This is a genomic window from Streptomyces sp. DSM 118878 (genome assembly GCF_052936595.1).
This window is the reverse complement of the sequence record NZ_CP193622.1, coordinates 2781068-2806222: the sequence shown is the minus strand read 5'-3', so window position 1 is coordinate 2806222 and position 25155 is coordinate 2781068. Positions and strand designations below refer to the sequence as shown.

Sequence of the window (25155 nt, the reverse complement as noted above, 5' to 3'; positions counted from 1 at the left end):
GCGCCGTCCCGCCCCGCCCCGCCCCGCCCCGCAGAGACGCCCGCCCCTACGCCTTGGCCCCCCTGGCCCGCAGCAGCGTTCTCATCAGATCGATCTCCGACTCCTGCGACTCCACCATCCCCCTGGCCAGCCGCCGTTCCGCGGAGACCTCGCACCGCTTCGCGCACCCCGAAGCCATGTGCACCCCGCCCCGGTGGTGCCGGGTCATGAGCCGCAGGTAGAGGATCTCGGCGTCCTTGCCCTTGAGGCGCCCCAGCCGTGCGAGCTCCGTGTTCGTCGCCATGCCCGGCATCAGCGCCCCGTCGGCACCCGGCGGCGCGTCCCCCATGCCCATCCACTCCATCGGCGCCCCTTCCGGCACCTTCGGCAGCTCCCAGAGGTCCAGCCAGCCGAGCAGCATGCCGCGCTGGTTGGCCTGGGTCTGGGCGATGTCGTAGGCGAGGCGCCGTACCTCCTCGTCGGAGGTGCGGTCCCGCACGATGTACGACATCTCCACGGCCTGCTGGTGATGCACGGCCATGTCGCGCGCGAACCCGGCGTCGGCCGACGAGGAAGCAGGCGTGCCCCCGCCCCCGGAGGACGTGGAGGCCACGGCCGCCGTGATGCCGCACGCGGCGACGACCGCCGCGGCCACCGCACCGACCGCCCAGGCGGTACGGCGCCGCCGCCGGTCCGCGTCCGTCACTTGGCCAGCCCGTTGGTGCACGCGGCCCCGGGCTCGGGCGTCTGCTTGCCCTGGACGTACGTGGAGAAGAACTTCGCGACCTTCGGGTCATCCGCGCCGGTCACGGTCCGCTGATGCGCCCACGCGGTGAGCATGATGGGGTCCTTCTGGTCCTCGACGGGGCTCATGAGGGAGTACGGGGTGGCCTTGACCTTGGCCTTCAGCTTCTTCAGGTCGGCAGGCGCCGCCTTGTCGTTGTACGTGACCCAGACGGCGCCGTGCTCCAGGGAGTGCACGGCGTTCACCTCGGGAAGCTCATGGTCGTAGACGTCGCCGTTGCAGTTCATCCAGACCTGGCTGTGGTCACCGCCGACCGGCGGGCTCATGGGGTAGTCGACCTTCTCGGGGACGTGCGTGCGCCCGAGCTTGCCCCAGACCTTCTCGCCGTCCCCGGTCACCTTGTACTTGGGCCAGTCCTTGGAGCCGCCCTTCGCGTCCGAGGAGTCGTCGGAGGCCTGGGAGAAGAGGACGAAGCCGCCGGCGCCGAGCGCGGCGACGACGATCGCGCTGACCGTGATGGTCACGGCACGGCCCCGCCGCTCCCGTGCGCGCTCGGCCTGGCGCATCTCCTCTATCCGGGCCTTGCGGGAAGCGTTGCGTGACTTGTCGGCGGAACCCATGGTGTGTGTCCTTCGGGAATTCAAGAAACCGAGCAACTGAGGAAACCGGGCAACTGAGGAACCGAGAAACTGCGAGGCGGGCAGCGAAGGGGCCGGGAGTGGGTCAGGAACGAGTCGGGAACGAGTCAGGAACGAGTCAGGAACGAGTCGGGAACGGGCGTACGAGTCCGCTGATCGTAGAGCGACGAGAAGACGGACAACAGGCCAACCGCCGAACATCCGCCACGCCCACCACTCGACCCGCTCGCGCCACTCGCCCACCCGAGCGCCCCGGCACCCCACCCCGGCCCCCAGCGCGCCCACCCAGCCACAAACCCCAGCCACAAACCCCAGCCACAACCCCAGCCACAACCCCAGCCACAAATTTTGAGCCATGGATGCCAATTACCTACTCTCAAGCCATGCGGCTCATGCGATCCACCGACCTGGCGCTGCGCACGCTCATGCGCCTGGCCGTGGCGGACGGTACGGCGCCCACGACGCGCGAGGTGGCCGCGGACGTGGCGGTGCCGTACACGCACGCGGCGAAGGTCGTCGCCGAGCTCCAGAAGATGGGCATGCTGGAGGCCCGCCGGGGCAGGGGCGGCGGGCTCTCGCTGACGGAGGCGGGCCGTACGGCGTCGGTGGGCGCGCTGGTGCGGTCCTTCGAGGGCGAGGGCGACATGGTGGAATGCGAGGGCTCGGCGCCCTGCCCGTTGGCGGGCGCCTGCCGCCTGCGCGGCGCGCTCCGCGACGCCCAGGAGGCCTTCTACGCCTCGCTGGACCCGCTGACGATGGCGGACATCGTGGCCTCGCCCACGGGCCCGCTGCTGCTGAACCTCACCACACGCCCCGACGACCGCCCCGAGTAGGGCCGGCCGCCGGGCGGCCCGAGGACCGGCCCCTCCCCGGGCGGGACCTTAGCCCTCAGCCCCGTGCCAGCCACAGGTCGGGGCCGAAGACCTCGTAGTGGATGTCGGCCGCGGCGACGCCCCGCTCGATGAGCTGCGTACGCACCGCCCGCATGAACGGCAGCGGCCCGCACAGGTACGCGCGCGTGCCCGCCGGGATCGTCGGGAGTGCCGCCAGGTCGGCGAGGCCCGTGAGCTCCGCGGGGTGCCCGGCGTCGGGCCGCTCGTAGAAGAAGTACGCCGCACCAGCCGGAAGCTTCGCGGTGTACGCCTCGTGCGAGTCGCGCAGGGCGTGCTCGGCGGGGGAGCGGTCGGCGTGCAGGGCGGTGACGGGCCCGCGGTGCCCGGCGGCGGAGAGCTGCTCCAGCATGGCGATCATCGGGGTGACGCCGATGCCGGCGGAGGCCAGCAGGAGCGGCGCGTCGGCGTCGACCGCGTCGAGAACGAGGTCTCCGTAGGGAGCGGAGACCCGCACCACGGAACCGGCCCGCACGCGCGCGTGCAGATGGTTGGAGACTTCGCCCTCGGGCCCCGCCTCACCCCGCACCCGCTTCACGCAGATCTCCCGCACGGAATCACCCGGCGCCCCCGACAGGCTGTACTGCCGTATCTGCCGCGCCCCGTCGCCCAGTTCGACCTGCACGGAGACGTACTGCCCGGCGCGGAAGGCGGGTGCGGGCTCCCCGTCGGCGGGGCGCAGCCGGAAGGTGGCGACGTCCGGCGTCTCCTCGACGCGGTCGACGACCTCCCAGTCGCGCCAGGTCCCGCCGGCCGCCGTGGCGCCGTGCTCGGCGTAGAGCCGGGCCTCGATGGCGATGAGGGCGTTGGCCATGAGCCAGTAGACCTCGTCCCAGGCGGCGGCGACCTCGGCGGTGACCGCGTCCCCGAGTATCTCGGCGATGGCGGCGAAGAGGTGCAGGCGCACGGTCTCGTACTGCTCGGGGGCCACGCCGAGCGAGGCGTGCTTGTGCGCGATGCGGTTCAGCATCACGTCGGGCCGCTCGTCGGGGTGCTCCACCAGGTGCGTGGCGAAGGCGGCGATGGAGCCCGCGAGGGCCTGCCGCTGCGTCCCCGCGGCCTGGTTGCCCCGGTTGAAGAGGTCCTTGAGCAGCTCCGGATGTGCCGTGAAGAGCCGGTCGTAGAAACGCTCGGTGATCTCGCCGATGGCCCCTCCGACGACGGGAAGGGTGGCGCGGACGGTCGCGGCGGACTGCTCTGACAGCAACGTGGGCTCCTCAAGCCGGAGAGGTAAGGCAGGTCGGGTGAGACAGGCCAGATCTGGCAGGTCGGATAAGGGAGGTTTGCGCCCCCCTTGTCTGTTCCGGCTCTCAAATTAGCATCCAGGATGCAAGTTATAGCGGGCGGGGTGGCCGGCCGGGGTCGGGTCCGCCGCCGTTACAGCCGCGCCGTCCAGCAGGCACTATGGGCACAGCAGCGGCAAGCGACACGGCTCGGGACACCGCGGTACGGGTCCGCAACGCGCGCGAAACCGAGGAGTGGGATGCTCGTGTGCCGGGTGTGTCCCGAGGCGCATGGACAGGCGGCCTGACCAGCAAGGATGGGTGGAAGCGGAAGATGGACAAGCAGCAGGAATTCGTGCTCCGTACGTTGGAGGAGCGCGACATCCGGTTCGTACGCCTGTGGTTCACGGACGTCCTCGGCTTCCTGAAGTCGGTGGCCGTGGCCCCGGCCGAGCTGGAGCAGGCCTTCGACGAGGGCATCGGCTTCGACGGCTCGGCGATCGAGGGCTTCGCCCGGGTGTACGAGTCGGACATGATCGCCAAGCCGGACCCGTCGACGTTCCAGGTGCTGCCCTGGCGTGCGGAGGCCCCCGGCACCGCCCGTATGTTCTGCGACATCCTGATGCCGGACGGCTCCCCGTCCTTCGCGGACCCGCGCTACGTGCTCAAGCGCGCGCTGGCGAAGACCTCCGACCTCGGCTTCACCTTCTACACCCACCCCGAGATCGAGTTCTTCCTGCTCAAGGACAAGCCGCTGGACGGCTCGCGGCCCACGCCCGCCGACAACTCCGGCTACTTCGACCACACCCCGCAGAACGTGGGCATGGACTTCCGCCGCCAGGCCATCACGATGCTCGAATCGATGGGCATCTCGGTCGAGTTCAGCCACCACGAGGGCGCCCCCGGCCAGCAGGAGATCGATCTCCGCTATGCCGACGCGCTGTCCACGGCCGACAACATCATGACGTTCCGTCTGGTCATGAAGCAGGTCGCGCTGGAGCAGGGCGTGCAGGCCACCTTCATGCCGAAGCCGTTCTCGGAGTATCCGGGCTCGGGCATGCACACGCACCTGTCGCTCTTCGAGGGCGACCGCAACGCGTTCTACGAGTCGGGCGCCGAGTACCAGCTCTCCAAGGTGGGCCGCTCCTTCATCGCGGGCCTGCTGCGGCACGCGGCGGAGATCTCGGCGGTCACCAACCAGTGGGTGAACTCCTACAAGCGCATCTGGGGCGGCTCCGAGCGCACGGCGGGCGCCGGGGGCGAGGCCCCCTCGTACATCTGCTGGGGCCACAACAACCGCTCGGCGCTGATCCGCGTGCCGATGTACAAGCCGGGCAAGACGGGCTCGGCGCGGGTCGAGGTCCGCTCGATCGACTCGGGCGCCAACCCCTACCTCACCTACGCGGTGCTGCTCGCCGCCGGGCTCAAGGGCATCGAGGAGGGGTACGAGCTGCCGCCGGGCGCCGACGACGACGTCTGGGCACTCTCCGACGCCGAGCGCCGCGCGATGGGCATCGAGCCGCTGCCGCAGAACCTGGGCGAGGCGATCGCCCTCATGGAGAAGTCGGAACTGGTCGCAGAGACGCTCGGCGAGCACGTCTACGACTTCTTCCTGCGGAACAAGAAGCAGGAGTGGGAGGAGTACCGCAGCGAGGTCACGGCCTTCGAGCTGCGGAAGAACCTGCCGGTGCTGTAAGCGCAAGGTTCCCCATGCGGACAGCCTGTGCAGCCGACCCGGCTGCACAGGCTCGCCGCTGTTCGGACGATCATGTACTCATGACCCTCGCGTCCGAAGATCCCGGTATCTGGCTTCTGCCCGTGGTGTTCTTGCTGGGGGTGGCCGCCGTCGCGCCGATCGCCTGCGCGGTGCTTGCCTGGCGAGTCGTCCTGCGCGTCGCGCGGTCCGCGGCTGCGGGTGACGCCTGGGCGGCGTTCACCCCTGGCACGTGGCTGCTCGCCGCGGGGGCGGGTGCGTTCGGCGCGGGGTTCCGGTTCTCCGTCGCGCTGTACGGCAGGCCCGCCGCGTGGGCCGAGACCGTGAGCTTCGCCTGTGGCTGTTTCGCCGTGGCCGCCGTGGTCATGGCGGGACTCACGGCAGCCCTGAATCGGCATCTCGACGACGGCGGTTCCGAAGGTGATGGTGACGGTCGACGCTCGGGTGTGGGCGCGGGTCGATGAAGGTCAGCCCAGGGAGGCGTACGTGACGAAGTCGTTCCATGCGGCCGGGGGGAACGCGAGCCGGGGCCCCCGGGTGTCTTTGGAGTCGCGGACGTGGACCGTGCCGGGGGTGGTGGCGACCTCGACGCAATCGTTCACATCACTGCTGCTGCTGTAGCTGCTCTTGAACCACTCAAGTTCGGACGCGTCCCCGGCGGAGGCCTTGCGCTTCATGTCTCAGTCTCTCCCAGCACTTGCTCGATGAAGGCCAGGGACTCCCCTGGCGGGAGAGCCTGGGCCCGGATCATGCCATACCGCAACTCCAGGATGCGGAGCTGTTTCGGTTCGGAGACCGGGCGCCCGGTGAATGCCCCGTCGGAGCGCCCTACCGCCGTACCGTCCCCGAACTTCAACACCTCGATCAGGCCGTCCATTCCGGCGTGCTCTGTACGGTCGGTGGGCATCGCCTGGAGGGTGACGTTCCGCAACTTGCCCACCTCCAGCAGGCGTTCGAGCTGGCGGCGCCACACCATTCTGCCTCCGAGCGGGCGCCGTAGAGTCACCTCTTCCATGACGAAGCAGAGCGCGGGGGCGGGTGTCCGCTCGAAGATGGACTGCCGGGCCAGGCGTGCGGCGATGCCCCGTTCCAGTACGTCGGGTGTGTACGTGGGTTGCTGCATGTCGAACAGCGCCCGCATGTACTCCTCCGTCTGCAAGAGCCCATGAATGTTGTGGTTGCTGTAGAGCAGGACCTCGACCGCCCGCTCCTCCAGTTTCGCCAGCTCCCGCACCTTCTTGGGGTAGCGGGCCTTGGCCATCTCCGACCTCATCGCGGAGATGAACCCCCGCGCCCCCAGCGCCTCGTCCGCCTTGTCCAAGTACTCCGGCCGGGGAATCCGCGCCCCGCGCTCCACCTTGCGTACCAGGTCCTCGCCGTACCCGATCGCGTCGGCGAATTCGACCACGGTCAATCCGGCGGCCTCCCGCCACCGCTTCTGTTGACGCCCGAGCGCCTCGACCACCGAGGCGATCTCGTCCTCCGGGTCGACGTCCCAGCCGGGTTCGTCCACCGGGTCCACCGGGTCCACGGCTTCCGTACGGCCGTTGCCGTTGCCGTTTCCGCTGTCCGCGTTCATGCGCGCCCACCTCCGACGTACCGTGCCTGCCCAACGCGCACCGGTACCCGGTCGTCACGCAGGACAGCCGGGACAACCCGGGACGACGGCCGGACAGGGCGGGGCCCCGGATTGCCGCATCGAGGTTTCCGCGACCCGGTCGCCCGGCACCCGGCGGCACCCGGCATCAGAACCAAAGCCCTCGGGGAAAGAACCCACCCAACCCCACCGGCCGCTTCCGGCCTCCACGGTGTTCCGGCAGGGCCCGGTCACCCGTACGGGTGGTCTGCCCCAACTCGCTGGCGCATATGCCAGTCGGCGTTGGAGGCTCGGCCTGACAGCGACACAACCCACACATGCGTCGGCCCCCGCAGGGACTGCAATCCCAGAGCGAGGGCCTGACCACCGAGGAAGAGGCAACTTCCCGATGGCTGAACAGCAGCTTAACGCGTCCCCGCGCACGTCACATCAGGTTCCCACCAGCGGCATCCGGCACATCAACCGTCGCCACCCCGACCGCTTCACCGTGGTCGGAAACCACCTGGCGCAGCACCGCGAACTCTCCCTGACCGCCATCGGCCTGGCGACGCACATCCAGTCGCTCCCCGTCGGCGCCAGAGTGACCATCAGGTGCCTCACGGACCGCTTCCCCGAGGGCGAAGTCCGTATCGCGGCCGCCCTGCGCGAACTCGAAAGGCACGGCTACCTCACCCGTACCCGCGAGCGCCTGCCGTCCGGCCGCGTCATCACCCGTACGGTCTCGTACAACAACCCGGCAGCGTTGAGCAGTGACGCGGAGGGCGACGAGCTCCCGGCCCGGCAACCGAAGAGGGCGAAGCCGCCCGCGCCCGGTGAGGGCACGTCGGCCACCGTCGCGTCGGCCGCCGTCGCCCCGGCCCTCCCGCTTCCCGCACCCGACACCCCCGATCTCGACCACCACCGAACCGCGACCGCCCTCCTCACCGGCCTGCGCCGCCACGATGCCCGCCTCCTGCTCGCCGAGGGCGACATCCGCCGCCTCGCCCCGGCCGTCGCCGCCTGGCTGGAGCGCGATGTCACTCCGGAGGCCGTACGCCGAACCCTCACCGCGGCGCTGCCGGACGGGCCGATCCACCGCCCGGCCGCGCTCGTCGCGCACCGGCTCACCGCGCTCCTGCCGCCACCGCTCCCGGCCTCGCCCCTCGTCGAGCCGTCCCGCCCCGACCCACTCCAGAACTGCGACCACTGCGACCGAGCCTTCCGCGCCCCGCATCCGGGCCACTGCCGGGCCTGTGAAACCGCCGGGCCCGGCGTGGCCGCCGACGCGGTGCGACATCGGGGGTGACCACCCCCGTGACGTCAGATGTGCGGCACGATCGCGTCCCGCAGTGGTGTCTTCGCGCGGACCGTGTACTCCTGGATCGCCCAGCCGTTGCCGTCCGGGTCGTTGAAGTACATGAAGGTGCCACCGTCCTGCGGGGCGTGCTGGACCGGTTCCGAGATGTCCAGGCCGCGTGCGGTGAGCTCGGCGTGGGCCGCCTTGGCGTCGGCGACGCAGAGCTGGAGGCCCTGGTAGGAGCCGGCGGGCGGCTTCGGTCCGCTGCTCATGGTGTCCCAGAGCGCGTCGCCGGCCAGCGCGATGGAACAGCCCGACCCCGGCGGGGTGAGCTGGACGATGCGCATGCCGGGCATGACCTCCGTGTCGATGTCGACGTGGAAGCCCAGCTTGTCGCGGTAGAACTCCATGGACCGGTCGACGTCGCTCACCGGCAGGGGGATCACTTCGAGTGTGTATTCCATGAGGCGGAGTACATCAGGCAGTTGGGGGTCTGTCAGTGTCCGCGCGGCCGTGTTTTGGGCGGGTTTTGGGCGCGTCGAAGCGGAGCCGGGCCCTCTCGGGGTGCGGAGCCGGGCCCTCTCGGGGCCCTGCCGGGGGTCCACCCGGGCCCCCCGCTCCCTCCCCGCGCCCGGCGGTGAGCGGCCCCCGCCCAGCGGCGAGCGGCCCGCACTCGGGCGGGATCCGGTGGGGAGGCCGTAGGCTCGGAGCCGGAGTGATCGAACGGAGGCTCGGCATGTCGCTGCCGCGGGAAGGGGAGGGCGCGAAGCGCCCGTTGCAAGGAGGATGGCGGGGGACCGGTGGGCGCCGGAGCAGCACGTTCACGCGGCTGCTGCGCCACGGCTTCACCGACCCCTCCGCGGCGGAGCGGTTCCTCGAAGCGCCCGGCCTGAGCGCCGTCCGCTCGGATCCGCTGCTCCTGGACGCCCTGGGCGCCACCGCCGACCCCGACCTGGCGCTGCTCGGGCTCGTACGCCTCGTGGAGGCGCAGGAGGACGAGCAGGGCAGGCGCGAACTGCTCGACACCCTCGTCACGGCCAAGCCGCTGCGGGACCGGCTGCTCGGCGTCCTCGGCGCCTCCGAGGCCCTCGCCGACCACCTGGCGCGCCACCCCCGCGACTGGCGGGCCCTCGCCATGTACGAGTTCGCCGACCTCCACCCGGGGGTGGCGGAGTTCGAGCGGGGCCTCGCCGAAGCCACCGACCCGGAGTCGCTGCGCGTCGCCTACCGGCGCTGCCTCCTCGCCATCGCGGCCCGTGACGTCTGCGGCACCACGGACGTCGCCGAGGCCGCGGCCGAGCTCGCCGACCTCGCCACGGCGACCCTGCGCGCGGCGCTCGCCATGGCCCGCGAGGCGGCCCCCGACGACGCCGCGCAGTGCCGGCTCGCGGTCATCGCGATGGGCAAATGCGGAGGTCACGAGCTCAACTACGTGTCCGACGTCGACGTCATCTTCGTCGGCGAGGCGGTCGGCGACACCGACGAGGACAAGGCCCTGCGCGCCGCGACGCGCCTGGCCTCGCACATGATGCGGATCTGCTCCGAGACCAACGTCGAGGGCACCATCTGGCCCGTCGACGCCAACCTCCGCCCCGAGGGCAGGAACGGCCCCCTGGTGCGGACCCTCAGCAGCCACCTCGCGTACTACCAGCGCTGGGCGAAGACCTGGGAGTTCCAGGCGCTGCTCAAGGCCCGCCCCGTCGCGGGCGACCTGGCGCTCGGCGAGGAGTACGTGGAGACGCTCGCCCCGCTGGTCTGGCATGCCGCCGAGCGCGAGAACTTCGTGGCCGACGTGCAGAAGATGCGCCGCAGGGTCGTCGAGAACATCCCGGCGGGGGAGGTCGACCGGGAGCTGAAGCTCGGTCCCGGCGGGCTGCGGGACGTCGAGTTCGCCGTACAGATGCTCCAGCTCGTGCACGGCCGCGGCGACGCCTCGATCCGCGGCGGGTCGACGCTGGCGGCACTCCAGGCGCTCGGCGCGGGCGGCTATGTGGGGCGGGTGGACGCGGCGCAGCTCGACGACGCGTACCGCTTCCTGCGCTCGCTCGAACACCGCATCCAGCTCTACAAGCTGCGCCGCACCCACCTGGTGCCCGAGGACGACGCCGACCTGCGGCGCATCGGCCGCTCCCTCGGCATGCGCACCGAGCCGATCACCGAGCTGCACCGGGCGTGGCGCCGGCACACCTCCATGGTGCGCCGCCTGCACGAGAAGCTGTTCTACCGTCCGCTGCTCGACGCCGTCGCCCAGCTCGCCCCCGGCGAGACCAGGCTGAGCACGGTGGCGGCCCGCGAGCGCCTCGTCGCGCTCGGCTACGCGGACCCCAGCGGGGCCCTGCGCCACCTGGAGGCGCTCGCCTCCGGCGTCTCCCGCAAGGCGGCCATCCAGCGCACGCTGCTGCCGGTCCTGCTCGGCTGGTTCGCGGACTCCGCCGACCCGGACGCGGGCCTGCTGAACTTCCGCAAGGTCTCCGACGCCCTCGGCAAGACCCCGTGGTACCTGCGGCTGCTCAGGGACGAGGGGGCCGCGGCGGAGAACCTCGCCCGGGTGCTCTCCGCCGGACGCCTCGCCCCCGACCTGCTCCTGCGCGCCCCCGAGGCGGTCGCCCTCCTCGGCGACCGGCAGGGCCCCGAACCGCGTGGCCGCGCCGCACTCGAACAGGAGATCCTCGCCGCGGTGCGCCGCGCCGACGGCGCCGAGCAGGCGGTCGCGGCGGCGCGCGGCGTGCGCCGCCGCGAGCTGTTCCGTACCGCCGCGGTCGACCTCATCGGGTCGTACGGGACGGAGGACCGCCCCGTCGAGGAGGACCCGGGCACGCTGGTCGACCGCGTGGGCGACGCGATCTCCGACCTGACCGCCGCCACGCTCGCCGGCACGCTGCGCGCGATCGTCCGGGAGGGCTGGGGCGACGCGATGCCGACCCGCTTCGCCGTCATCGGCATGGGCCGCTTCGGCGGCCACGAGATGGGCTACGGCTCGGACGCGGACGTCATGTACGTCCACGAGCCGTGCGAGGGCGCCGACGAGCAGGAGGCCGCCAAGGCCGCCGCGAAGGTGGTCGCGGAGATGCGCCGGCTGCTCCAGATCCCCTCCGCCGACCCCCCGCTCCTCATCGACGCGGACCTGCGCCCCGAAGGCCGCAGCGGCCCGCTGGTGCGCAGCCTGAAGTCCTACGAGGCCTACTACCGCCGCTGGTCGCTCGGCTGGGAGGCGCAGGCGCTGCTGCGGGCCGAGCCGGTCGCGGGCGACGAGGAGCTGGGCCGCGCCTTCATCGCCCTCGCCGACCCGCTGCGCTACCCCGAGCAGGGCCTCACCGAGGACGCGGTCCGCGAGATCCGCCGTCTGAAGGCCCGCATGGAGGCCGAGCGGATGCCGCGCGGCACCGACCCCACGCTCAACGCCAAGCTGGGCCGGGGCGGCCTCTCCGACATCGAGTGGACGGTCCAGCTGACGCAGCTCGAACACGGCCACGCCGTGCCGTCCCTGCGCACGACCCGCACCCGCGACGCCCTCGCCGCGGCCCTCGCGGCGGACCTGATCCCCGCCCAGGACGCGGCGATCCTCGACGAGGCCTGGGTCCTCGCCTCCCGCGTCCGCAACGCGGTGATGCTCGTACGCGGCAGAGCGGGCGACACGTTCCCCTCCGACGGCCGCGAACTGGCGGCAGTGGCCCGCTACTTGGGCTACGACGCGGGCCACGTGGGCGACATGCTGGACGACTACCGCCGCATCACGCGACGGGCACGGGGAGTGATGGAGGAGCGGTTCTACGGGGGGTAGGGCACGGGGGCGCCCTCACAGGAACCGCAGCCCCCGCAGCGCCGACCGCGTCTCGTCCGGCATCGGTGGCGTCAGGGGCTGACCGGCAGCCGCGGGCTGCCGGAAGCCTCCCGTACCGCCACCTCGCGCGGCAGCGCGTACGGCATCGCGCCGGACCAGAGCCGCGCCACGGCGAAGCCGAAGGCCAGGCAGATCATGCCGCCCACGGCGTCGAGCCAGAAGTGGTTGGCCGTCGCCACGATGACGACGAGTGTCGTCACGGGGTAGAGCAGGCCGAGGACCTTGACCCACGGCACCGAGGCGAGCGCGAAGATGGTCAGTCCGCACCACAGGGACCAGCCGATGTGCATGGACGGCATCGCCGCGTACTGGTTCGACATGTTCTTCAGGTCGCCCGAGGCCATCGAGCCCCAGGTGTGGTGGACCAGGACGGTGTCGATGAACGTGGAGCCGTTCATGAGGCGGGGCGGCGCCAGCGGATACAGGTAGTAACCGAGCAGGGCCACCGCCGTCGTCGCGAAGAGGACCAGGCGCGTGGCCGCGTACCGCCCGGGATGCTTGCGGAAAAGCCACACGAGGACACCGAGCGTGACGACGAAGTGCAGCGTCGCGTAGTAGTAGTTCATGCCGACGATCAGCCATGTCACCGAGTCCACGGCGTGGTTGACGCCGCGCTCGACGGCGATCCCCATGTGCTGCTCGACGCTCCACAGCCAGTCCGCGTTCCGCAGCGCCTGCGACTTCTGCTCGGGCACGGCGTTGCGGATCAGTGAGTACGTCCAGTAACTCACCGCGATCAGCAGGATCTCGAACCAGAGCCGGGGACGACGAGGGGTCCGGAGCCGGTGGAGACGCCGCGACGGACTCCCCCCGTCGCGGTCCCTCTCCTGGCCCGCGACGAGTGAGGAAGTGGGGCTCTGTCGGCCCTCAAGCGTCGTCACGGTCGTCTCACCCATAGGCACAGAGTCTGCCAGATCCCCGCTCCTCGACCGATCATCCCCTGGTCGGGTTCGGCCCGCATTCTCTACACCCCGAGAACGAGCCGGCACCCCTGACAAACCCTAGGGGCGCTTGGGCGCCGAGGCGGTTGAACCGCGAACCACCAGCTCCGGCATGAAGACGAATTCGCTGTGCGGGGCGGGAGTGCCGGCGATCTCCTCCAGGAGCGTGCGCACCGCCGCCTGGCCCATGGCCGGAACCGGCTTGCGCACCGTGGTCAGGGGCGGGTCCGTGAACGCGATCAGGGGGGAGTCGTCGAAGCCGACCACCGAGACGTCGTCGGGGACCTCCAGGCCACGCTGGCGCGCCGTCCGTATCGCGCCGAGCGCCATCATGTCGCTGGCGCAGACGATCGCCGTGCAGCCGCGGTCCAACAGCGCGTCGGCGGCGGCCTGACCGCCCTCCAGGGTGTAGAGGGAGTGCTGCACGAAGTCGGTCTCGATCTCATCGGGGGAGAGCCCGAGGCGGTCCTGCATCGTACGTACGAAGCCCTCGATCTTCCGCTGTACGGGCACGAACCGCTTCGGGCCCAGGGCGAGTCCGACGCGCTCGTGGCCGAGGGAGACCAGGTGCGTGACGGCGAGGCGCATCGCCGCGCGGTCGTCCGGCGAGATGAACGGCGCCCGCACATGGGGAGAGAAGCCGTCCATGAGCACGAAGGGCACGCCCTGCGCACGGAGCTGTTCGTAGCGCTGCGTGTCGGCGGTGGTGTCCGCGTGCAGGCCCGAGACGAAGATGATCCCGGAGACGCCACGGTCCACCAGCATCTCGGTCAGCTCGTCCTCGGTGGAGCCGCCCGGGGTCTGGGTGGCGAGCACCGGCGTATACCCCTGCCGGGTGAGGGCCTGCCCGATGACCTGGGCGAGGGCGGGGAAGATCGGGTTCTCCAGCTCGGGCGTGATCAGCCCGACCAGGCCCGCGCTCCGCTGCCGGAGCCGCACCGGGCGTTCGTACCCGAGCACGTCGAGGGCGGCGAGCACTGACTGACGGGTGGCCGCCGCGACGCCCGGCTTGCCGTTGAGCACGCGGCTTACTGTCGCTTCGCTGACCCCCGCCTGGGCTGCGATGTCGGCTAGCCGTGCGGTCACGGGATTGGACTGTACCGGTCGCGCCTCAGATCGCCCACCAGACGGCGGAATCCGCCGGAAGAACGGTCTCATCCGCGCCCGGTTCGAGAGCCGCGCCCGGTTCGAGAGCCGCGCCCGGTCCGAAGTCCGTGCCGGCGAGCAGCACCGTGCCAGGGGTGGGCAGCGCGACGGGGGACGAGGTCAGGTTCACCGTGCAGACGAACGAACCGGCCGCGGAGGTGCGGCGGAAGGCGAGCACGCCCTCGGGAGAGGGCAGCCACTCGATGCCGCGGCCCGCGCCGAGCGCCGGGTGCGCACGGCGGGCGGCCAGCGCCGCGCGGTAGAACTCCAGCGTCGACGTCGGGTCGCCGGTCTGCGCGGCCACCGACAGGTCCCGCCAGGACTCCGGCTGCGGCAGCCAGCTCGGGCCGCCGTCGGCCGGACCGAAGCCGAACGGCGGGCGCTCGCCGGACCAGGGCAGCGGCACCCGGCAGCCGTCCCGCGTGCCGCCCTGCCCGGCGGTACGGAAGAACGCCGGGTCCTGGCGCACCTCGTCGGGCAGCTCGGTCACCTCGGGCAGCCCCAGCTCCTCGCCCTGGTAGATGTACGCGGAGCCGGGCAGCGCCAGCATCAGCATCGTGGCGGCCCTGGCCCGGCGCAGACCGCGGGCCGCGTCGCCGCCCCCGAAGCGCGTCGAGTGACGTACGACGTCGTGGTTGGAGAGCACCCAGGTGGCGGGCGCGCCCACGGCGTTCATCGCGGCGAGGGAGCGGTCGACGACGGCGCGCAGGGCCGCCGCGTCCCAACCGGTGGTCAGGTACGCGAAGTTGAAGGCCTGGTGCAGCTCGTCGGGGCGCAGGTACAGGGCGCTGCGCTCGACCGTGGGTGTCCACGCCTCGGCCACGGCGATGCGCTCGGAGCCCTCCTCGCCCGTGTACTCGTCGAGGATGCGGCGCCAGTCGCGGTAGACGGCGTGCACGCCGTCCTGGTCGAAGTACGGCACGGACTGGGAGCCGAGCAGCTTGACCTGTTCCGCGTGGCCGATGTCGGGCAGCCCCGCCGCCTTCACCAGGCCGTGCGCCACGTCGATGCGGAAGCCGTCGACGCCCTTGTCCAGCCAGAACCGCAGGATGGAGCGGAACTCGTCGTGGACGGCCGGGTGGTCCCAGTTGAAGTCGGGCTGCTCGGGGGCGAAGAGGTGGAGGTACCACGCGCCGTCCTCCACGCGGGTCCAGGCGGGCCCGCCGAAGACGGACTCCCAGTCGTTGGGCGGCAGTTCGCCGTCCGTGCCCTTGCCCGGCCGGAAGTGGAAGCGGTCCCGCAGTGGCGACCCGGGGCCTTCGCGCAGCGCCTGCTTGAACCATTCGTGCTGGTCGGAGCAGTGGTTGGGCACCAGGTCGACGATGACGCGCAGACCCAGGGAGTGCGCCTCGCGCAGGAGGGCCTCGGTGTCGGCGAGCGTGCCGAACACGGGGTCGACGGCACGGTAGTCCGCCACGTCGTATCCGGCGTCGGCCTGCGGCGAGGCGTAGAAGGGGGAGAGCCAGACGGCGTCCACGCCCAGGTCGCTCAGGTGGTGCAGGCGGGCCGTGACGCCGGGCAGATCGCCCATGCCGTCACCGTCACCGTCGGCGAAGCTGCGCGGATAGACCTGGTAGATGACCGCATCCCGCCACCACTCCCGGGTGGGCGCGGAGTCGGTGAAGCGGTGCGCGGCGGTGACGTGCTGGGTCATGGAGCCCCTCGGGGTGCGGTGGTGCCGCCGGCCGGCGGTCCGGACACTCCAGTGAACGCCCGGCGTCACGCGAAGGTCACGAGGGGTTGCGGCAGGCGCAAGGCACGGGTAGCGGCAGGCACAAGAAGGGGGTGGAGATTCTATCGCCGGGGTCGCGCGGAGGGGGACGAGTTGCGGGATCTTCACCGTTCCCGGTCGGACCAGGGCCGTCTGGCCCCGGGAGCCGCCACGGTCGCGCTAGCGTGGTCGGGCAGGCTCGCCGGGAGCCTGTCTTGACCTGCCCCAAAGGGGCCTTGTGAACGCCAACGGCAAGGCAGACACCACTGTCCTGGTGGTCGACGACGTCGCCGCCAGTCGATACGCGCTGGGCGCGGTCCTGCGCAGGGACGGCCACGACGTCGTGCTCGTCGCCAGCGCGGGCGAGGCGCTCGTCGAACTCGACGTGCGCCGGCGCGCCGGCGCCCTGCCGGATGTGGCGCTCGTCGACGTGGGCCTGCCCGACATGAGCGGCTTCGACCTCTGCCGGCGCCTGAAGGAGTCCCCGCCGACCGCCGCCCTGCCCGTCGTGCACTTCTCGGCCGCCAGGGTCGCCCCCGCCGACCGGTGCCGCGGCCTCGACGCGGGCGGCGAGGCCTATCTGACGGTGCCCGCCGAACCGGAGGAGATCCAGGCCGTGGTCCGGGCCGTCGCCCGCGGGGCCCGGCACCGCAGTGACGCCGAGGCCGAGGCGGGGCACCTGACGCTCCTCGCCGAGACCATCCTCGACGTGCAGTCGGCCCGCTCCCCGAGCGAGCTCGCCCACGCGGCGGCCGTCGGCACCGGACGGCTGACCGGCAGCCCCGCCGTGGCGTTCATCGTCGCCGACGACGGTGCCGTCCACCGAGGCCTCTCCCGCCGCAGGGCAGCCGCCTCACTGCCCGACGACGGTGCGCACGACGCCGTGGCACGCCTCGTCCTGAGCACCATGTCGGGCCGCGTGGGCGTCCGCGACACCGTCGTGCCCGCCCCGCTCTGGCCGGCCGGCTTCTTCCCGGCTCCGACGCCCGACAGCCCCGACGGCCCCGACCGTGCCGACGGCGCCCGGCTCACCGTGGCCCGCAGCCGTGAGGGCTGCGCGCCCGTGTGCCTCGCCGTCCCCTCGTACGCGCCTGCCGGCGATTCGTGCGCCCCTGCGGGCGATTCGTCCGGGCCGGCCGGCGACCCGGGGGCCGTCCGGCTCGTGGGGCGGCTCGCCCACGCCACCGCCCTCGCCGCCGAACGGCTGCTGATGTACGAGATGGAACGGCACATCGCCCTCACCCTCCAGCGCAGCTTCCTGCCCACGCACGTGCCGCAGGCCCCCGGCACGGAAGTCGTCGTGCGGTACGAACCGGCGTCCAGCGACACCGAGATCGGCGGCGACTTCTACGCCGCGCTGCCCACCTCCGCGGGTGTGCTCACCGCCATCGGCGACGTGGTCGGCCACTCCCTGGAGGCGGCCACCGTCATGGTGGAGATACGGCACGCGCTGCGCGCCTACTGCGTCGACGAGTCCGATCCGCGGGCCCTCGCGTACCGCCTCGACAAAATGCTCCAGCGCTACCACCCCGACGCCACGACCACCCTCTGCCTGGCGCTCGTCGACCCCGCCACCGGACGCACCCACGTCGCCAACGCCGGGCACATCCCGCCGCTCGTCGTCGACGACGCGGGCACCGCCGCGTTTCTCAAGGCCAGCGGCCCGCTGCTCGGCCTCGGCCTGGACAGGCCGCCGCCCACCGAGACGATCCTGCGCCCCACCGACCGGCTCCTCATGGTCACCGACGGCCTCATCGAGACCCGCGGCACCGACCTCGCCGTGTCCATGGAGCACCTGCGCGCCGTCGCCGCCGACGCGCCCCTCGGCGTCGCCGCGCTCTGCGACACCCTGCTCGCCTGCTTCGCCCACGACAGCGACGACGACATCGCCCTGCTCGCCCTGCGCCTGACGGGCGGCACCTCCTAGGGGGTTTCCCCCTGACCGAGCGGCTTCTCCAGCAGCAGCACGCCGTACGTGCTGCCGTCGGCGGCGACCTTGCCCGGCAGTTCCCCGACGACCGTGTACCCGGCCCCCTCGTAGTACGTCCGCAGGCGGGGGTTGGAGGTGACGCAGTCGAGGCGGCACAGCGTGCGCCCCGCCTCGGCGATCCGCCGCTCGGCAGCGGCCAGCATCGTCCGGCCCGTCCCCGGGCGTGCCCCGCGCCGCACCATCAGCCGGTGCACATAGCCCGCCACGGGCGGCTGGGGCCCCCACGCCGCCTCGTCGTCCCACCACACCTCGTACGCGCCACTGGTTTCGCCGCCTTCGAGGGCCAGCCATACCTCCTCGGTGCCGGAGGAGATCAGCCGCCGGAAGTGCCGCTCGTCCTTGTCGCCCGGCTTCCACTGGTCGATGCCGCGCTCCAGCATCCAGCGGGCCGCGCCGTCGTAGAGACCGGTGAGGGTCGCCGTGTCGCTCTCGTCCGCACTGCGGAACGTCAGTTGCGCCGTCATGGTCATCACCGTAAAGGTGTGCGAAACATCGGAACGATGAGGGATGGCCATGCCGCAGATCACCGTCGACTACTCCGGCCGGCTCGGCGACGACTTCGACCGCAGGGGCTTCGCGCTCGCCCTGCACCCGCTGCTCGTCGACGTGGCGGGTGCCAAGGCGGAAGCCTGCAAGACCCGCTTCGTGCGGACCGAGGACGGCGTGGTCGGCCACGGCGAGGGGGACGACGGCATCGTCCACGTCATGGTGGCGCTGCTGGCGGGCCGTTCGGACGAGACGAAGGCGCGGGTCACCGAGGGGGCGGTGGAACTCGTACGCCAGTACGTGAAGCCCGCCGAAGGCCGCACCCTGCACGCCTCGGCGGAGATCCGCGACCTGGACGCCTCCTACCGGAAGTAGGGCCTACGGCGCCAGCGCGGCCAGGCGGCCGATCAGTTCGGCGAACGGGCCGTCGCCGGGCTCCTTGGCCAGGAGGGTGCGGAGCAGCCCCGCCATCTCCTCGTCGTACGCGGCGCTCACCGCGGCGAGGGCGGCGAAGTCGTGCACGAGCTGGAGCTCCAGCTCCGCGCGCGGGATGCGGCGCCCCTCCAGCCAGATCAGCGCCGTGGACTCGGCGAGCGAGATCCAGGACCGCACGACGAGTTCGAGCCTGGCGGGCGGGTCGGTGACCTCCAGATGCGTGAGGATCTGGACGTACGCGGCCTGCCGCACCGAGTCGATCAGGGCGTTCGTCGTCGAGGAGCCGACGGCCGGGCCGCCCCGCATCAGCGCGGAGAAGCCGGGCCCGTGCTCGTCGACGAAGGACAGGAAGCGGCCCGTCACCCGCCGCAGCCGCGCCCCGAGCGGCCCCTCGTGCGGCTCCACGAACCGGTCGGCCAGATCGTCGGCCGCCCGGCGCAAGGCCGCTTCGTAGAGGCTGAGCTTGCCGGGGAAGTAGTGGTAGACCAGCGGCCGCGAGATGCCCGCGGCCGACGCTATCTCGTCGATGGAGACGTCGTCGGGCGAGCGGTGGCTGAAGAGGTCGAGCGCGACCCCGATCAACTGCTGCCGCCGCTCCTCGACACCCATCCTGCGGCGCACCCCGGTAGTCATACGAACACCCTACCGAGCGAAACCGGCCTTTCCGCGGGCCGGTCAAGCAGGGGCCGGGTTCCTCCGGGGCGGGCAGCGGCGGCCTACCGAAGCGTCGTCACCTTCGTGCCGTCCGCCAGGGTGCCGGTCAGGCGCGCCTGCGCGTCGCGCTCGGTCCTGGCCGCAAGGAGGTTGCCCTGCGCACGGCTGCCGCCGGTCGCGGCGACAGAGGTGACGTTCTTGCTGCCCGCGCCGAGGATGTACCAGTTCCCCGCCCGTGACTTCCACAGGACGCCCGCGAGGACCTTCGCGTCCCTGGCGCCGCAGGCCGGCGAGTCCTCGGCCTTGGCGGCCACCGCGCCGACGGCCGCGGCCGTCTCGAACTGGGCGAGCGTCCTGCTGCCCGCGCCCCGCCAGGTGTCCGCGCGGGTGCAGACCCACTGGGCGACGCCGTTGGCCTCGGGGAGCGCCTGGCGGGCGTACTGCCAGGAGTTCACCGTCCGCACGCCGTTGGAGCGGACCGAGGCCAGGGAGCACGCGGACTTGGCCCAGTCGGCGGGCGCGGCCTCGCGCGGCGCCCCGGGGCGGCCCGCCGTCAGCCGGGCGGGGGTCAGCTCGCCGAGGTCGGTGGACGTGCGTACGGTGCCGGATGCCTCGCGCAGCCGCAGTGCGTTCCACGAGGTGCACCGGCCGCTCGACGGGGGCCCCGTGAAGGTGGCGGTGACGCCGTCCTTGCCGCGCTTCAGGGGGAGGGGCCGCCCGTCCGGCTTCAGCAGGTCGCTGACCGAGGCGGAGGTGACCCAGGGGGCCGTCAGGTAGCGGATGTTGCCGTCGGTGCGGTTGACGACGACGGCGTTCGCCTCGGCCCCGGTCGCGCCGTCCACGCGCGCGAAGTCGAGGGCGGCGCCGCCCGTGCCCTCCTTCGGCTCGGCGTACCGCACGATGCGCAGACCGTCGTAGAGCAGCACGACGCGCGCCGCGTCGATCTCACCGGCGTAGAGGAGCTGGGCGGGGCCGGGGGGTGCCCCGCTCGCGGTGCCCGGGGTGGCGGACACCTGCACGGACTCGCCGGGCCGCGCCCACACGGCGAGCGCGCGGCGCAGCAGCGCCTTGTCCCCGGTGAGGCCGCCGCGCGCGGGCCACGCGGAGAAGTCCTGGCGGGCGGAACGTTTCCACGCCCCCGCGGCGGCCATCGTGAGCCGGGCCGGGTCGAGCGCCGCCTGCCCCGCCGGATTGCGCGCGTACGGGGGAGCGGCGGCGCCGTCGGGGCCCCAGCCGCCGCCCGGCATGCCGAGCAGCGCACCGCAGACCAGGGCGGCGGCGACGGCGACGCCCGCCGCCTTCATGTGCTGCCTGCGCCGCATCAGGTCGGTCGGCCGCGCTTGCAGGGAGCAGGGGTCGAACTCGGGGGAGGCGAGCAGGGCGTGGCGCCCCTCGACCTCGTCGGCCTCCTCGATGGCCTCATCGGGCCGCTCGCACCCGGCGGCGGCGAGCGTCGCGCGCACCCCGGCGTCGTCGAGCGACTCCAGGCCCCGCAGGACGTAGGCGGCGCGGGCGCCGGCCGAGAGCGCGGCGAGCCGCTGGTCCAGGGCGAGTTCGTCGGCGCCCCCGGAGCGCGGGAACAACTGGAGGCCCCACACCTGCGGAAGCAGCGGGGGGAGCTGCGCCCGCTTCGGCCACGCCAGGCGCTTCAGGGGGAGAGCGGCGTCGAGCGCGCCGCGCAGCACCTGGAGGCGGACGTACGCGTACCCCGCGTCAGGGCGGCGCGCTCCGCCCTGCTGGGACGGGATGACGACCGCCTGGCCCGTCCCGCGGCCGCGCGGCAGGGCGCGCTGGGTGAGGGCGTGGGCGGTCAGGACCCGGCGGTTGCGGCCGAGGCCGGGCGGCAGCAACAGATAGGCGAGCCGGACGAGCCGTGGGTAGTGCTCGACGAGGGCCGCCTCGGCCTGCTCCATGTCGACGACGGGAGCGGGGTCGCCGGCGCCGGCGGACGGGGACTTCGGCTTCTGGGGCTGCACATCAGACGACACGTTCAGCAGAACGAGCGAATCGCCGGTTGGTCACCTCGACGCGACCTCCCAGGGCCGCGCTCCTGCTGCTCCGGCTACTCCGACTGCTCCGGCCGCTCCGGCCCCTCCACGAGGAGGCGCGCGTAGTTCGCCATCGACCGCTGGTAGCGCGGCAGGTGGGGTGCGAGGGCGCCGAGGACGAGGGAGAGGCCCTCGCGGTCGCGGCCGAGACTCGACAGGCACAGGGCAAGGACGGCGCGCACGGCGTCGTCCAACTCGTCGGACGCAGCGTCCAATTCCGGCGTCAGGAGCGCTACGCCCTCTTCGGCCCTGCCGGTGTTCCGCAGGGAGCTGGAGAGCTGGATGAGGGTGCGGCGCCTGCGGTAGCCGTCGAGGCCGCCCGCGAGGGCCTCCTCGTAGAGCGGCACGGCACGGTCGGAGCGGCCGGTGGAGTCCCAGGCGCAGGCCCGCTCGAAGGCGCCGACGGGGTCGCCGTCCGGCAGCTCCGCGGCCAGTTCGTCGATCCGTGCGCGGAACCGTGCCGCGCCCTCCTCGCCATAGGCGTCGATCGAGGCCCAGGCCTCGGCGAGCCGTTTCTCCCAGTCGTTGTCCACGGCCGTACCCTCGCACACGCGTGCCCGTGGGCGCCGTGGGTTTTCGGGGGGAGTGGCCGTGCCGCGGGGCGGCCGGGCCGCCCCGCGGAGAGTGGCCGTCCGCTAGGCCAGGCGCCAGTCGCTGAACTCCACCGTGCCGCGTTCGCCGTCGCCGCCGTTCGTGGCGCTCATGAAGAACCCCGCGTCCAGCGCGGCCTCCGCCCCCGTCAAGGCCACCGTCGCCACGTCACGCCACGTCTGCCCGCCGTCCGTGGAGCACGCCCCGGTGACCGACCCCCCGTTCCGCGTCAGGCGGAGCAGCACCGGCGCCTTGATCCCGGTGAGGCGCTTGTACGTGTCCACCGTGCCGTCGCCGTTGGTGTCGTACGAGAGCACGACACCGTTCGCCGGGGTCACGGCGAGGTCGACGAAGCCCCGGGAGCCGGGCGAGGACAGGGCGTTGCGGGCGATGAGGCCCGCCCGCGCCCAGGGCCCGGTGGCGTCCTGGGAGTCGACGCGCACCACCACCGAGACCCCGTCCTTCAGGACCCCCTCGCGGTACAGCGTGCCGAACTCCGTCGTCCCCTTCCAGAGGTCGGCGCCGCCGCCGTTGATCCCGTACCGCCCCTCCCACTCGCCGAAGACGGCCGCGTTGTTGCTGTACCTGGCCCACGCGTCGCTCACCGGACCGGCCTCGTACAGCGTCCCCTCGTGGACCGAGCGCACCCGGCGCTCGCCTTGCGGCCCGTACCGCACCGCGATCTCGTAGGGCAGGGGCCGCAGCGGACGGTCCAGGGGCGTGTCCGGTGTGCTCGCCCGCCACTCGACCCGTCCCGTCCCCGCGGGCTCGACCCGTGGCAGCGACACGGGCCCCGTGGGCTCCGCCTCGATGCCGGTCAACGCGAAGTCGACGCGGCCGGTCGCCCGCAGGCCGTTGACGTTGCGGAAAGTGGCCCGCACGCGCGCGTGGCCGCCCGGCGGGAAGGCCGGGGGCTCGGCGGTGACCTCCACGGACCCCTGGTAGGGCGCGCGGGCGAGGACGTCGCGCACCCGGGCCGCGGTGCGGTGCGGGTCGCCGACGGGCCGCAGGGGGTAGTCCTTGCGCTCCCGCGTCCAGGGCTCCTCCACGGCGTACCAGTCCACGGGCTTCGGCTCACGTCCGGCCGCGAGGGCGTCGCCCAGCTCGTCGAGCCACCGCTGCCAGCGGGGCACGTAGAAGTCGCCGATCAGGCCGTGCCAGTCGCGGTTGCCGTACTCGTGCAGCCTCCCGCCGTCGGCCGTGGCGCGGTCGCCCCAGGTGGTGATCAGCACCTTCGCGGTCCGCTCGAACTCCGCCCGCTCGGCCCCGCTGGTCCCCATCCGCCGGGCCGCCGCCACCCAGGGACCGAGCAGGAAGGCCTGGGCGGTCCCCGTGACCTCGTCCGAGAGCCGCATCAGCCGCAGCCACAGCGTCGACAGCGCACGGAACGTCTCCTGGTCCTCGCGCGCGTACGCGGCCCGGAGCTGCGGCAGGAGCTGGCGGCTGCGGTGCGCGAGGGCCTGGCGGGCCACGTCCACCAGGTCGTTCCGGTAGGCGCCGCTGCCCCGCAGCCCGCCCGCCACGCCGAGCAGCCCGGTGAGCGCGGCGTCGAAGCGGGCCGGGTCGTAGGTCAGGGCGCGCGGCGCGTACTCGGCGGCGCGGGCCGCCGCCAGGTCGGGGCGGGCGGCGAAGAGGGAGTCGTGCGGGTCGCTGCGCTCCACGGCGGTGTGCCGGTAGGCGGTCTCCTCAAGGACACGCCAGGCGGCCCGCGCGTCCCGGTCGCGCCCGCCGTACCGGAAGTCGGCGTACGAGGAGAACCACGCGGCGCGGTCCGGCGGCCCCTCGACCCAGGCCAGCTCGGAGAAGAGCTCGAAGGCGGCGGGGTCGCGGTCGGTGGCCTCGGGCATGAACGCGGTGCCCACGAGGGCGCTGCCCTGCTTGTCGCGCCAGGCGAAGAACTTCTCGTCCCAGATGTGCGCGCGGGCGCCGATGGTGGTGCGCCCGCCGAAGTTGGGGATGGTGCCGAACGCGTACGGCGTGCCGCCCCAGTCCTTCTCCCGGTCGGTGACCTTCGCGTACCGGTCACAGACGCCGTCCACGATCAGCATGCGCTTCTTGTCGACGGCGTTCAGCAGCTCGGGCAGCGGGTTGGCCTCCCACCCGAGGATCACCCAGGTCGCGCCGGGACGTGCCGCGCGCAGGGCCTTCTCCACGCCCTTGGCGGCGGCGGGCACCGGCACGTCACCGGCGGTGCCGCCCTCGTGCAGCAGGTCCATCTTGAAGAGGTCGGCGGGGCCGAGAAGACGCTCCTGGTGAGCGTAGAAGGAGGCGGCGACCTCGGCGAAGGCCGAGGTGCGCGGGTCGAGCCAGTCGGGCCGTGCGAAGCCGTGCCAGGTGCCCTGCGGCACGACCCGCGCGTCCCCGCCGTTGCGTGCGACGAAGCCGTCCGGCACGTGCCCGTAGTAGCCGGGGAGCACGGGCGCGATGCCCAGCTCCCGGAGCCTGCGGGTGATGCGCCGCCCCAGCTCGGCGCGGTCCGCGATGAGCCGCTCCGACAGCGGCCCGCCGTAACCGGAGAGGTTCTGGAGCAGCCACCACGGCTGGTGCGAGGGTGCGGGCAGCCAGGCCCTGGCCTCGGCGTCGGAGTAGCCGAATTCCTTGAGGACCCGGTGGTAGACGGCCTCCGCGCCCGCGATCACCAGGACTTCGTTGCAGCCGTGCAGGGCGAGTACGTCGATCATCCGCTCCCAGTACGCCCAGTCGGCGTACGGCGCGGTGTACCCGTCGTTGGTGTCGTTCAGGGCGAACCGGTGGGGCAGGGAGGTGGATCTCTCCAGCGGTCTGCCCGGGGCGGGAAGTCTTCGCGGCAGGTCCAACTGGCTGCCGTTCCAGCTGATGTGAGCCCCGCACACGTACTTCAGGTACCAGTGGACGCCGGTCAGCAGCACCGCGGGCGTCGTGCCCGAGACCTCGATCCGTCCGGTGGACCCGGTGACCCGGAAGCGGTCCTCACGGCCGTGCGCGGGCAGCAGTCCGAGCCGGAACTGCTCCGCGTGCCGCGGCAGGAGTCTGTTGAGCGCCGAGCGCGCGGAATCCGTATCGAAGGCGGAGGCCCTCGCGGGCCCCTGGGCGGCGTGGGCCGGCGGCAGTGCGCCGACGGCGGCGCCGAGGCCGAGGGCACCGGCGGTGCCGAGCACGGAACGACGGGACGGTTCGGACATGTGTACCCCCTGGGGTGAAGGCTGCGGCGCACGGTATCCGGGAGGCGCCCCGTGCTCAACGGTGCGTCGGAACATGGCGGGTTCGGCTC

General features: G+C 72.7%; 21 protein-coding genes. 7 read left to right on the top strand and 14 right to left on the bottom strand.

The window, feature by feature from the left end; all coding sequences use genetic code 11:
• Positions 1-46: 46 nt before the first annotated feature.
• Both ACRAKF_RS12265 and ACRAKF_RS12260 read right to left on the bottom strand, forming a co-directional pair.
• Positions 47-685 carry a DUF305 domain-containing protein gene (locus tag ACRAKF_RS12265; RefSeq protein ID WP_447037030.1) on the bottom strand — a complete coding sequence of 213 codons (639 nt, stop codon included), beginning with the start codon at positions 683-685 and terminating at the stop codon, positions 47-49.
• Positions 682-1344 carry a DUF3105 domain-containing protein gene (locus ACRAKF_RS12260; RefSeq protein ID WP_447037029.1) on the bottom strand — a complete coding sequence of 221 codons (663 nt, stop codon included), beginning with the start codon at positions 1342-1344 and terminating at the stop codon, positions 682-684. Before ACRAKF_RS12260 ends, ACRAKF_RS12265 begins: the two co-directional genes overlap by 4 nt.
• Positions 1345-1745: 401 nt before the next feature.
• Between ACRAKF_RS12260 and ACRAKF_RS12255 the strand changes: the two genes are divergently transcribed.
• Positions 1746-2195: an RrF2 family transcriptional regulator gene (locus ACRAKF_RS12255; RefSeq protein ID WP_447037028.1), complete on the top strand. Its 450-nt coding sequence runs from the start codon at positions 1746-1748 to the stop codon at positions 2193-2195.
• 55 nt (positions 2196-2250) lie between these two features.
• On the opposite strand, the gene ACRAKF_RS12250 is transcribed toward ACRAKF_RS12255, so the two are convergent.
• Positions 2251-3459, bottom strand: a complete 1209-nt coding sequence (locus ACRAKF_RS12250; protein WP_447037027.1) for a globin domain-containing protein — start codon at positions 3457-3459, stop codon at positions 2251-2253.
• A gap of 350 nt (positions 3460-3809) precedes the next feature.
• Here ACRAKF_RS12250 and ACRAKF_RS12245 point away from each other — a divergent pair, with 350 nt between their 5' ends.
• Entirely contained in the window at positions 3810-5171 is a 1362-nt protein-coding gene (locus tag ACRAKF_RS12245) for a glutamine synthetase family protein (RefSeq protein ID WP_447037026.1), read from the top strand.
• 80 nt (positions 5172-5251) lie between these two features.
• On the top strand, positions 5252-5653 hold the full coding sequence (locus ACRAKF_RS12240) for a hypothetical protein (protein WP_447037024.1): 402 nt from the start codon (positions 5252-5254) through the stop codon (positions 5651-5653).
• A gap of 3 nt (positions 5654-5656) precedes the next feature.
• Here ACRAKF_RS12240 and ACRAKF_RS12235 read toward each other — a convergent pair whose 3' ends face one another.
• Both ACRAKF_RS12235 and ACRAKF_RS12230 read right to left on the bottom strand, forming a co-directional pair.
• Positions 5657-5866 carry a DUF397 domain-containing protein gene (locus tag ACRAKF_RS12235; protein WP_447037023.1) on the bottom strand — a complete coding sequence of 70 codons (210 nt, stop codon included), beginning with the start codon at positions 5864-5866 and terminating at the stop codon, positions 5657-5659.
• Positions 5863-6768, bottom strand: coding sequence for a helix-turn-helix domain-containing protein (locus tag ACRAKF_RS12230; protein WP_447037021.1), 906 nt, complete (start codon positions 6766-6768; stop codon positions 5863-5865). Before ACRAKF_RS12230 ends, ACRAKF_RS12235 begins: the two co-directional genes overlap by 4 nt.
• A 406-nt stretch (positions 6769-7174) precedes the next feature.
• Here ACRAKF_RS12230 and ACRAKF_RS12225 point away from each other — a divergent pair, with 406 nt between their 5' ends.
• The gene (locus ACRAKF_RS12225) at positions 7175-8071 is read left to right on the top strand and encodes a helix-turn-helix domain-containing protein (RefSeq protein ID WP_447037020.1); all 897 of its coding nucleotides are present in this window, start codon (positions 7175-7177) and stop codon (positions 8069-8071) included.
• A gap of 14 nt (positions 8072-8085) precedes the next feature.
• Here ACRAKF_RS12225 and ACRAKF_RS12220 read toward each other — a convergent pair whose 3' ends face one another.
• Complete coding sequence (locus tag ACRAKF_RS12220) at positions 8086-8526, bottom strand: VOC family protein (RefSeq protein WP_447037019.1); 441 nt, start codon at positions 8524-8526, stop codon at positions 8086-8088.
• 272 nt (positions 8527-8798) lie between these two features.
• On the opposite strand from ACRAKF_RS12220, the gene ACRAKF_RS12215 reads away from it, so the two are divergent.
• Positions 8799-11843, top strand: a complete 3045-nt coding sequence (locus tag ACRAKF_RS12215) for a bifunctional [glutamine synthetase] adenylyltransferase/[glutamine synthetase]-adenylyl-L-tyrosine phosphorylase (RefSeq protein ID WP_447037018.1) — start codon at positions 8799-8801, stop codon at positions 11841-11843.
• A gap of 71 nt (positions 11844-11914) precedes the next feature.
• Here ACRAKF_RS12215 and ACRAKF_RS12210 read toward each other — a convergent pair whose 3' ends face one another.
• The 3 genes from ACRAKF_RS12210 to ACRAKF_RS12200 form a co-directional block, all read right to left on the bottom strand.
• Positions 11915-12799 carry a phosphatase PAP2 family protein gene (locus ACRAKF_RS12210; protein ID WP_447037017.1) on the bottom strand — a complete coding sequence of 295 codons (885 nt, stop codon included), beginning with the start codon at positions 12797-12799 and terminating at the stop codon, positions 11915-11917.
• A 105-nt stretch (positions 12800-12904) separates the two neighbouring features.
• A complete protein-coding gene (locus tag ACRAKF_RS12205) occupies positions 12905-13930 on the bottom strand; it encodes a LacI family DNA-binding transcriptional regulator (protein ID WP_447037016.1) in 1026 nt (341 codons plus the stop codon).
• 25 nt (positions 13931-13955) lie between these two features.
• Positions 13956-15644: a glycoside hydrolase family 13 protein gene (locus ACRAKF_RS12200; protein WP_447037015.1), complete on the bottom strand. Its 1689-nt coding sequence runs from the start codon at positions 15642-15644 to the stop codon at positions 13956-13958.
• Between the two features lie 295 nt (positions 15645-15939).
• On the opposite strand from ACRAKF_RS12200, the gene ACRAKF_RS12195 reads away from it, so the two are divergent.
• Positions 15940-17628, top strand: coding sequence for a SpoIIE family protein phosphatase (locus ACRAKF_RS12195; protein ID WP_447037014.1), 1689 nt, complete (start codon positions 15940-15942; stop codon positions 17626-17628).
• Here the strand turns inward: ACRAKF_RS12195 and ACRAKF_RS12190 are convergent.
• Positions 17625-18155, bottom strand: coding sequence for a GNAT family N-acetyltransferase (locus tag ACRAKF_RS12190; RefSeq protein WP_447037012.1), 531 nt, complete (start codon positions 18153-18155; stop codon positions 17625-17627). The genes ACRAKF_RS12195 and ACRAKF_RS12190 overlap by 4 nt on opposite strands.
• Before the next feature lie 49 nt (positions 18156-18204).
• On the opposite strand from ACRAKF_RS12190, the gene ACRAKF_RS12185 reads away from it, so the two are divergent.
• Positions 18205-18552: a 5-carboxymethyl-2-hydroxymuconate Delta-isomerase gene (locus ACRAKF_RS12185; RefSeq protein ID WP_447037011.1), complete on the top strand. Its 348-nt coding sequence runs from the start codon at positions 18205-18207 to the stop codon at positions 18550-18552.
• A 3-nt stretch (positions 18553-18555) separates the two neighbouring features.
• Here the strand turns inward: ACRAKF_RS12185 and ACRAKF_RS12180 are convergent, their stop codons facing one another.
• From ACRAKF_RS12180 to ACRAKF_RS12165, 4 genes are all read right to left on the bottom strand, one after another.
• Positions 18556-19245: a TetR/AcrR family transcriptional regulator gene (locus tag ACRAKF_RS12180; RefSeq protein ID WP_447037010.1), complete on the bottom strand. Its 690-nt coding sequence runs from the start codon at positions 19243-19245 to the stop codon at positions 18556-18558.
• Between the two features lie 83 nt (positions 19246-19328).
• Positions 19329-21263 carry a hypothetical protein gene (locus tag ACRAKF_RS12175; RefSeq protein WP_447041945.1) on the bottom strand — a complete coding sequence of 645 codons (1935 nt, stop codon included), beginning with the start codon at positions 21261-21263 and terminating at the stop codon, positions 19329-19331.
• A gap of 65 nt (positions 21264-21328) precedes the next feature.
• On the bottom strand, positions 21329-21847 hold the full coding sequence (locus ACRAKF_RS12170; RefSeq protein ID WP_447037009.1) for a tetratricopeptide repeat protein: 519 nt from the start codon (positions 21845-21847) through the stop codon (positions 21329-21331).
• 102 nt (positions 21848-21949) lie between these two features.
• Positions 21950-25066: an alpha-N-acetylglucosaminidase gene (locus ACRAKF_RS12165; protein ID WP_447037008.1), complete on the bottom strand. Its 3117-nt coding sequence runs from the start codon at positions 25064-25066 to the stop codon at positions 21950-21952.
• Between the last annotated feature and the right edge of the window lie 89 nt (positions 25067-25155).

Coding starts and splice junctions, on each gene's coding strand:
- ACRAKF_RS12260 (WP_447037029.1), bottom strand. CDS start 1,344: ATGGGTTCCGCCGACAAGTCACGCAACGCTTCCCGCAAGGCCCGGATA.
- ACRAKF_RS12255 (WP_447037028.1), top strand. CDS start 1,746: ATGCGGCTCATGCGATCCACCGACCTGGCGCTGCGCACGCTCATGCGC.
- ACRAKF_RS12245 (WP_447037026.1), top strand. CDS start 3,810: ATGGACAAGCAGCAGGAATTCGTGCTCCGTACGTTGGAGGAGCGCGAC.
- ACRAKF_RS12240 (WP_447037024.1), top strand. CDS start 5,252: ATGACCCTCGCGTCCGAAGATCCCGGTATCTGGCTTCTGCCCGTGGTG.
- ACRAKF_RS12235 (WP_447037023.1), bottom strand. CDS start 5,866: ATGAAGCGCAAGGCCTCCGCCGGGGACGCGTCCGAACTTGAGTGGTTC.
- ACRAKF_RS12230 (WP_447037021.1), bottom strand. CDS start 6,768: ATGAACGCGGACAGCGGAAACGGCAACGGCAACGGCCGTACGGAAGCC.
- ACRAKF_RS12225 (WP_447037020.1), top strand. CDS start 7,175: ATGGCTGAACAGCAGCTTAACGCGTCCCCGCGCACGTCACATCAGGTT.
- ACRAKF_RS12220 (WP_447037019.1), bottom strand. CDS start 8,526: ATGGAATACACACTCGAAGTGATCCCCCTGCCGGTGAGCGACGTCGAC.
- ACRAKF_RS12215 (WP_447037018.1), top strand. CDS start 8,799: ATGTCGCTGCCGCGGGAAGGGGAGGGCGCGAAGCGCCCGTTGCAAGGA.
- ACRAKF_RS12210 (WP_447037017.1), bottom strand. CDS start 12,799: ATGGGTGAGACGACCGTGACGACGCTTGAGGGCCGACAGAGCCCCACT.
- ACRAKF_RS12200 (WP_447037015.1), bottom strand. CDS start 15,644: ATGACCCAGCACGTCACCGCCGCGCACCGCTTCACCGACTCCGCGCCC.
- ACRAKF_RS12190 (WP_447037012.1), bottom strand. CDS start 18,155: ATGACGGCGCAACTGACGTTCCGCAGTGCGGACGAGAGCGACACGGCG.
- ACRAKF_RS12185 (WP_447037011.1), top strand. CDS start 18,205: ATGCCGCAGATCACCGTCGACTACTCCGGCCGGCTCGGCGACGACTTC.
- ACRAKF_RS12180 (WP_447037010.1), bottom strand. CDS start 19,245: ATGACTACCGGGGTGCGCCGCAGGATGGGTGTCGAGGAGCGGCGGCAG.
- ACRAKF_RS12165 (WP_447037008.1), bottom strand. CDS start 25,066: ATGTCCGAACCGTCCCGTCGTTCCGTGCTCGGCACCGCCGGTGCCCTC.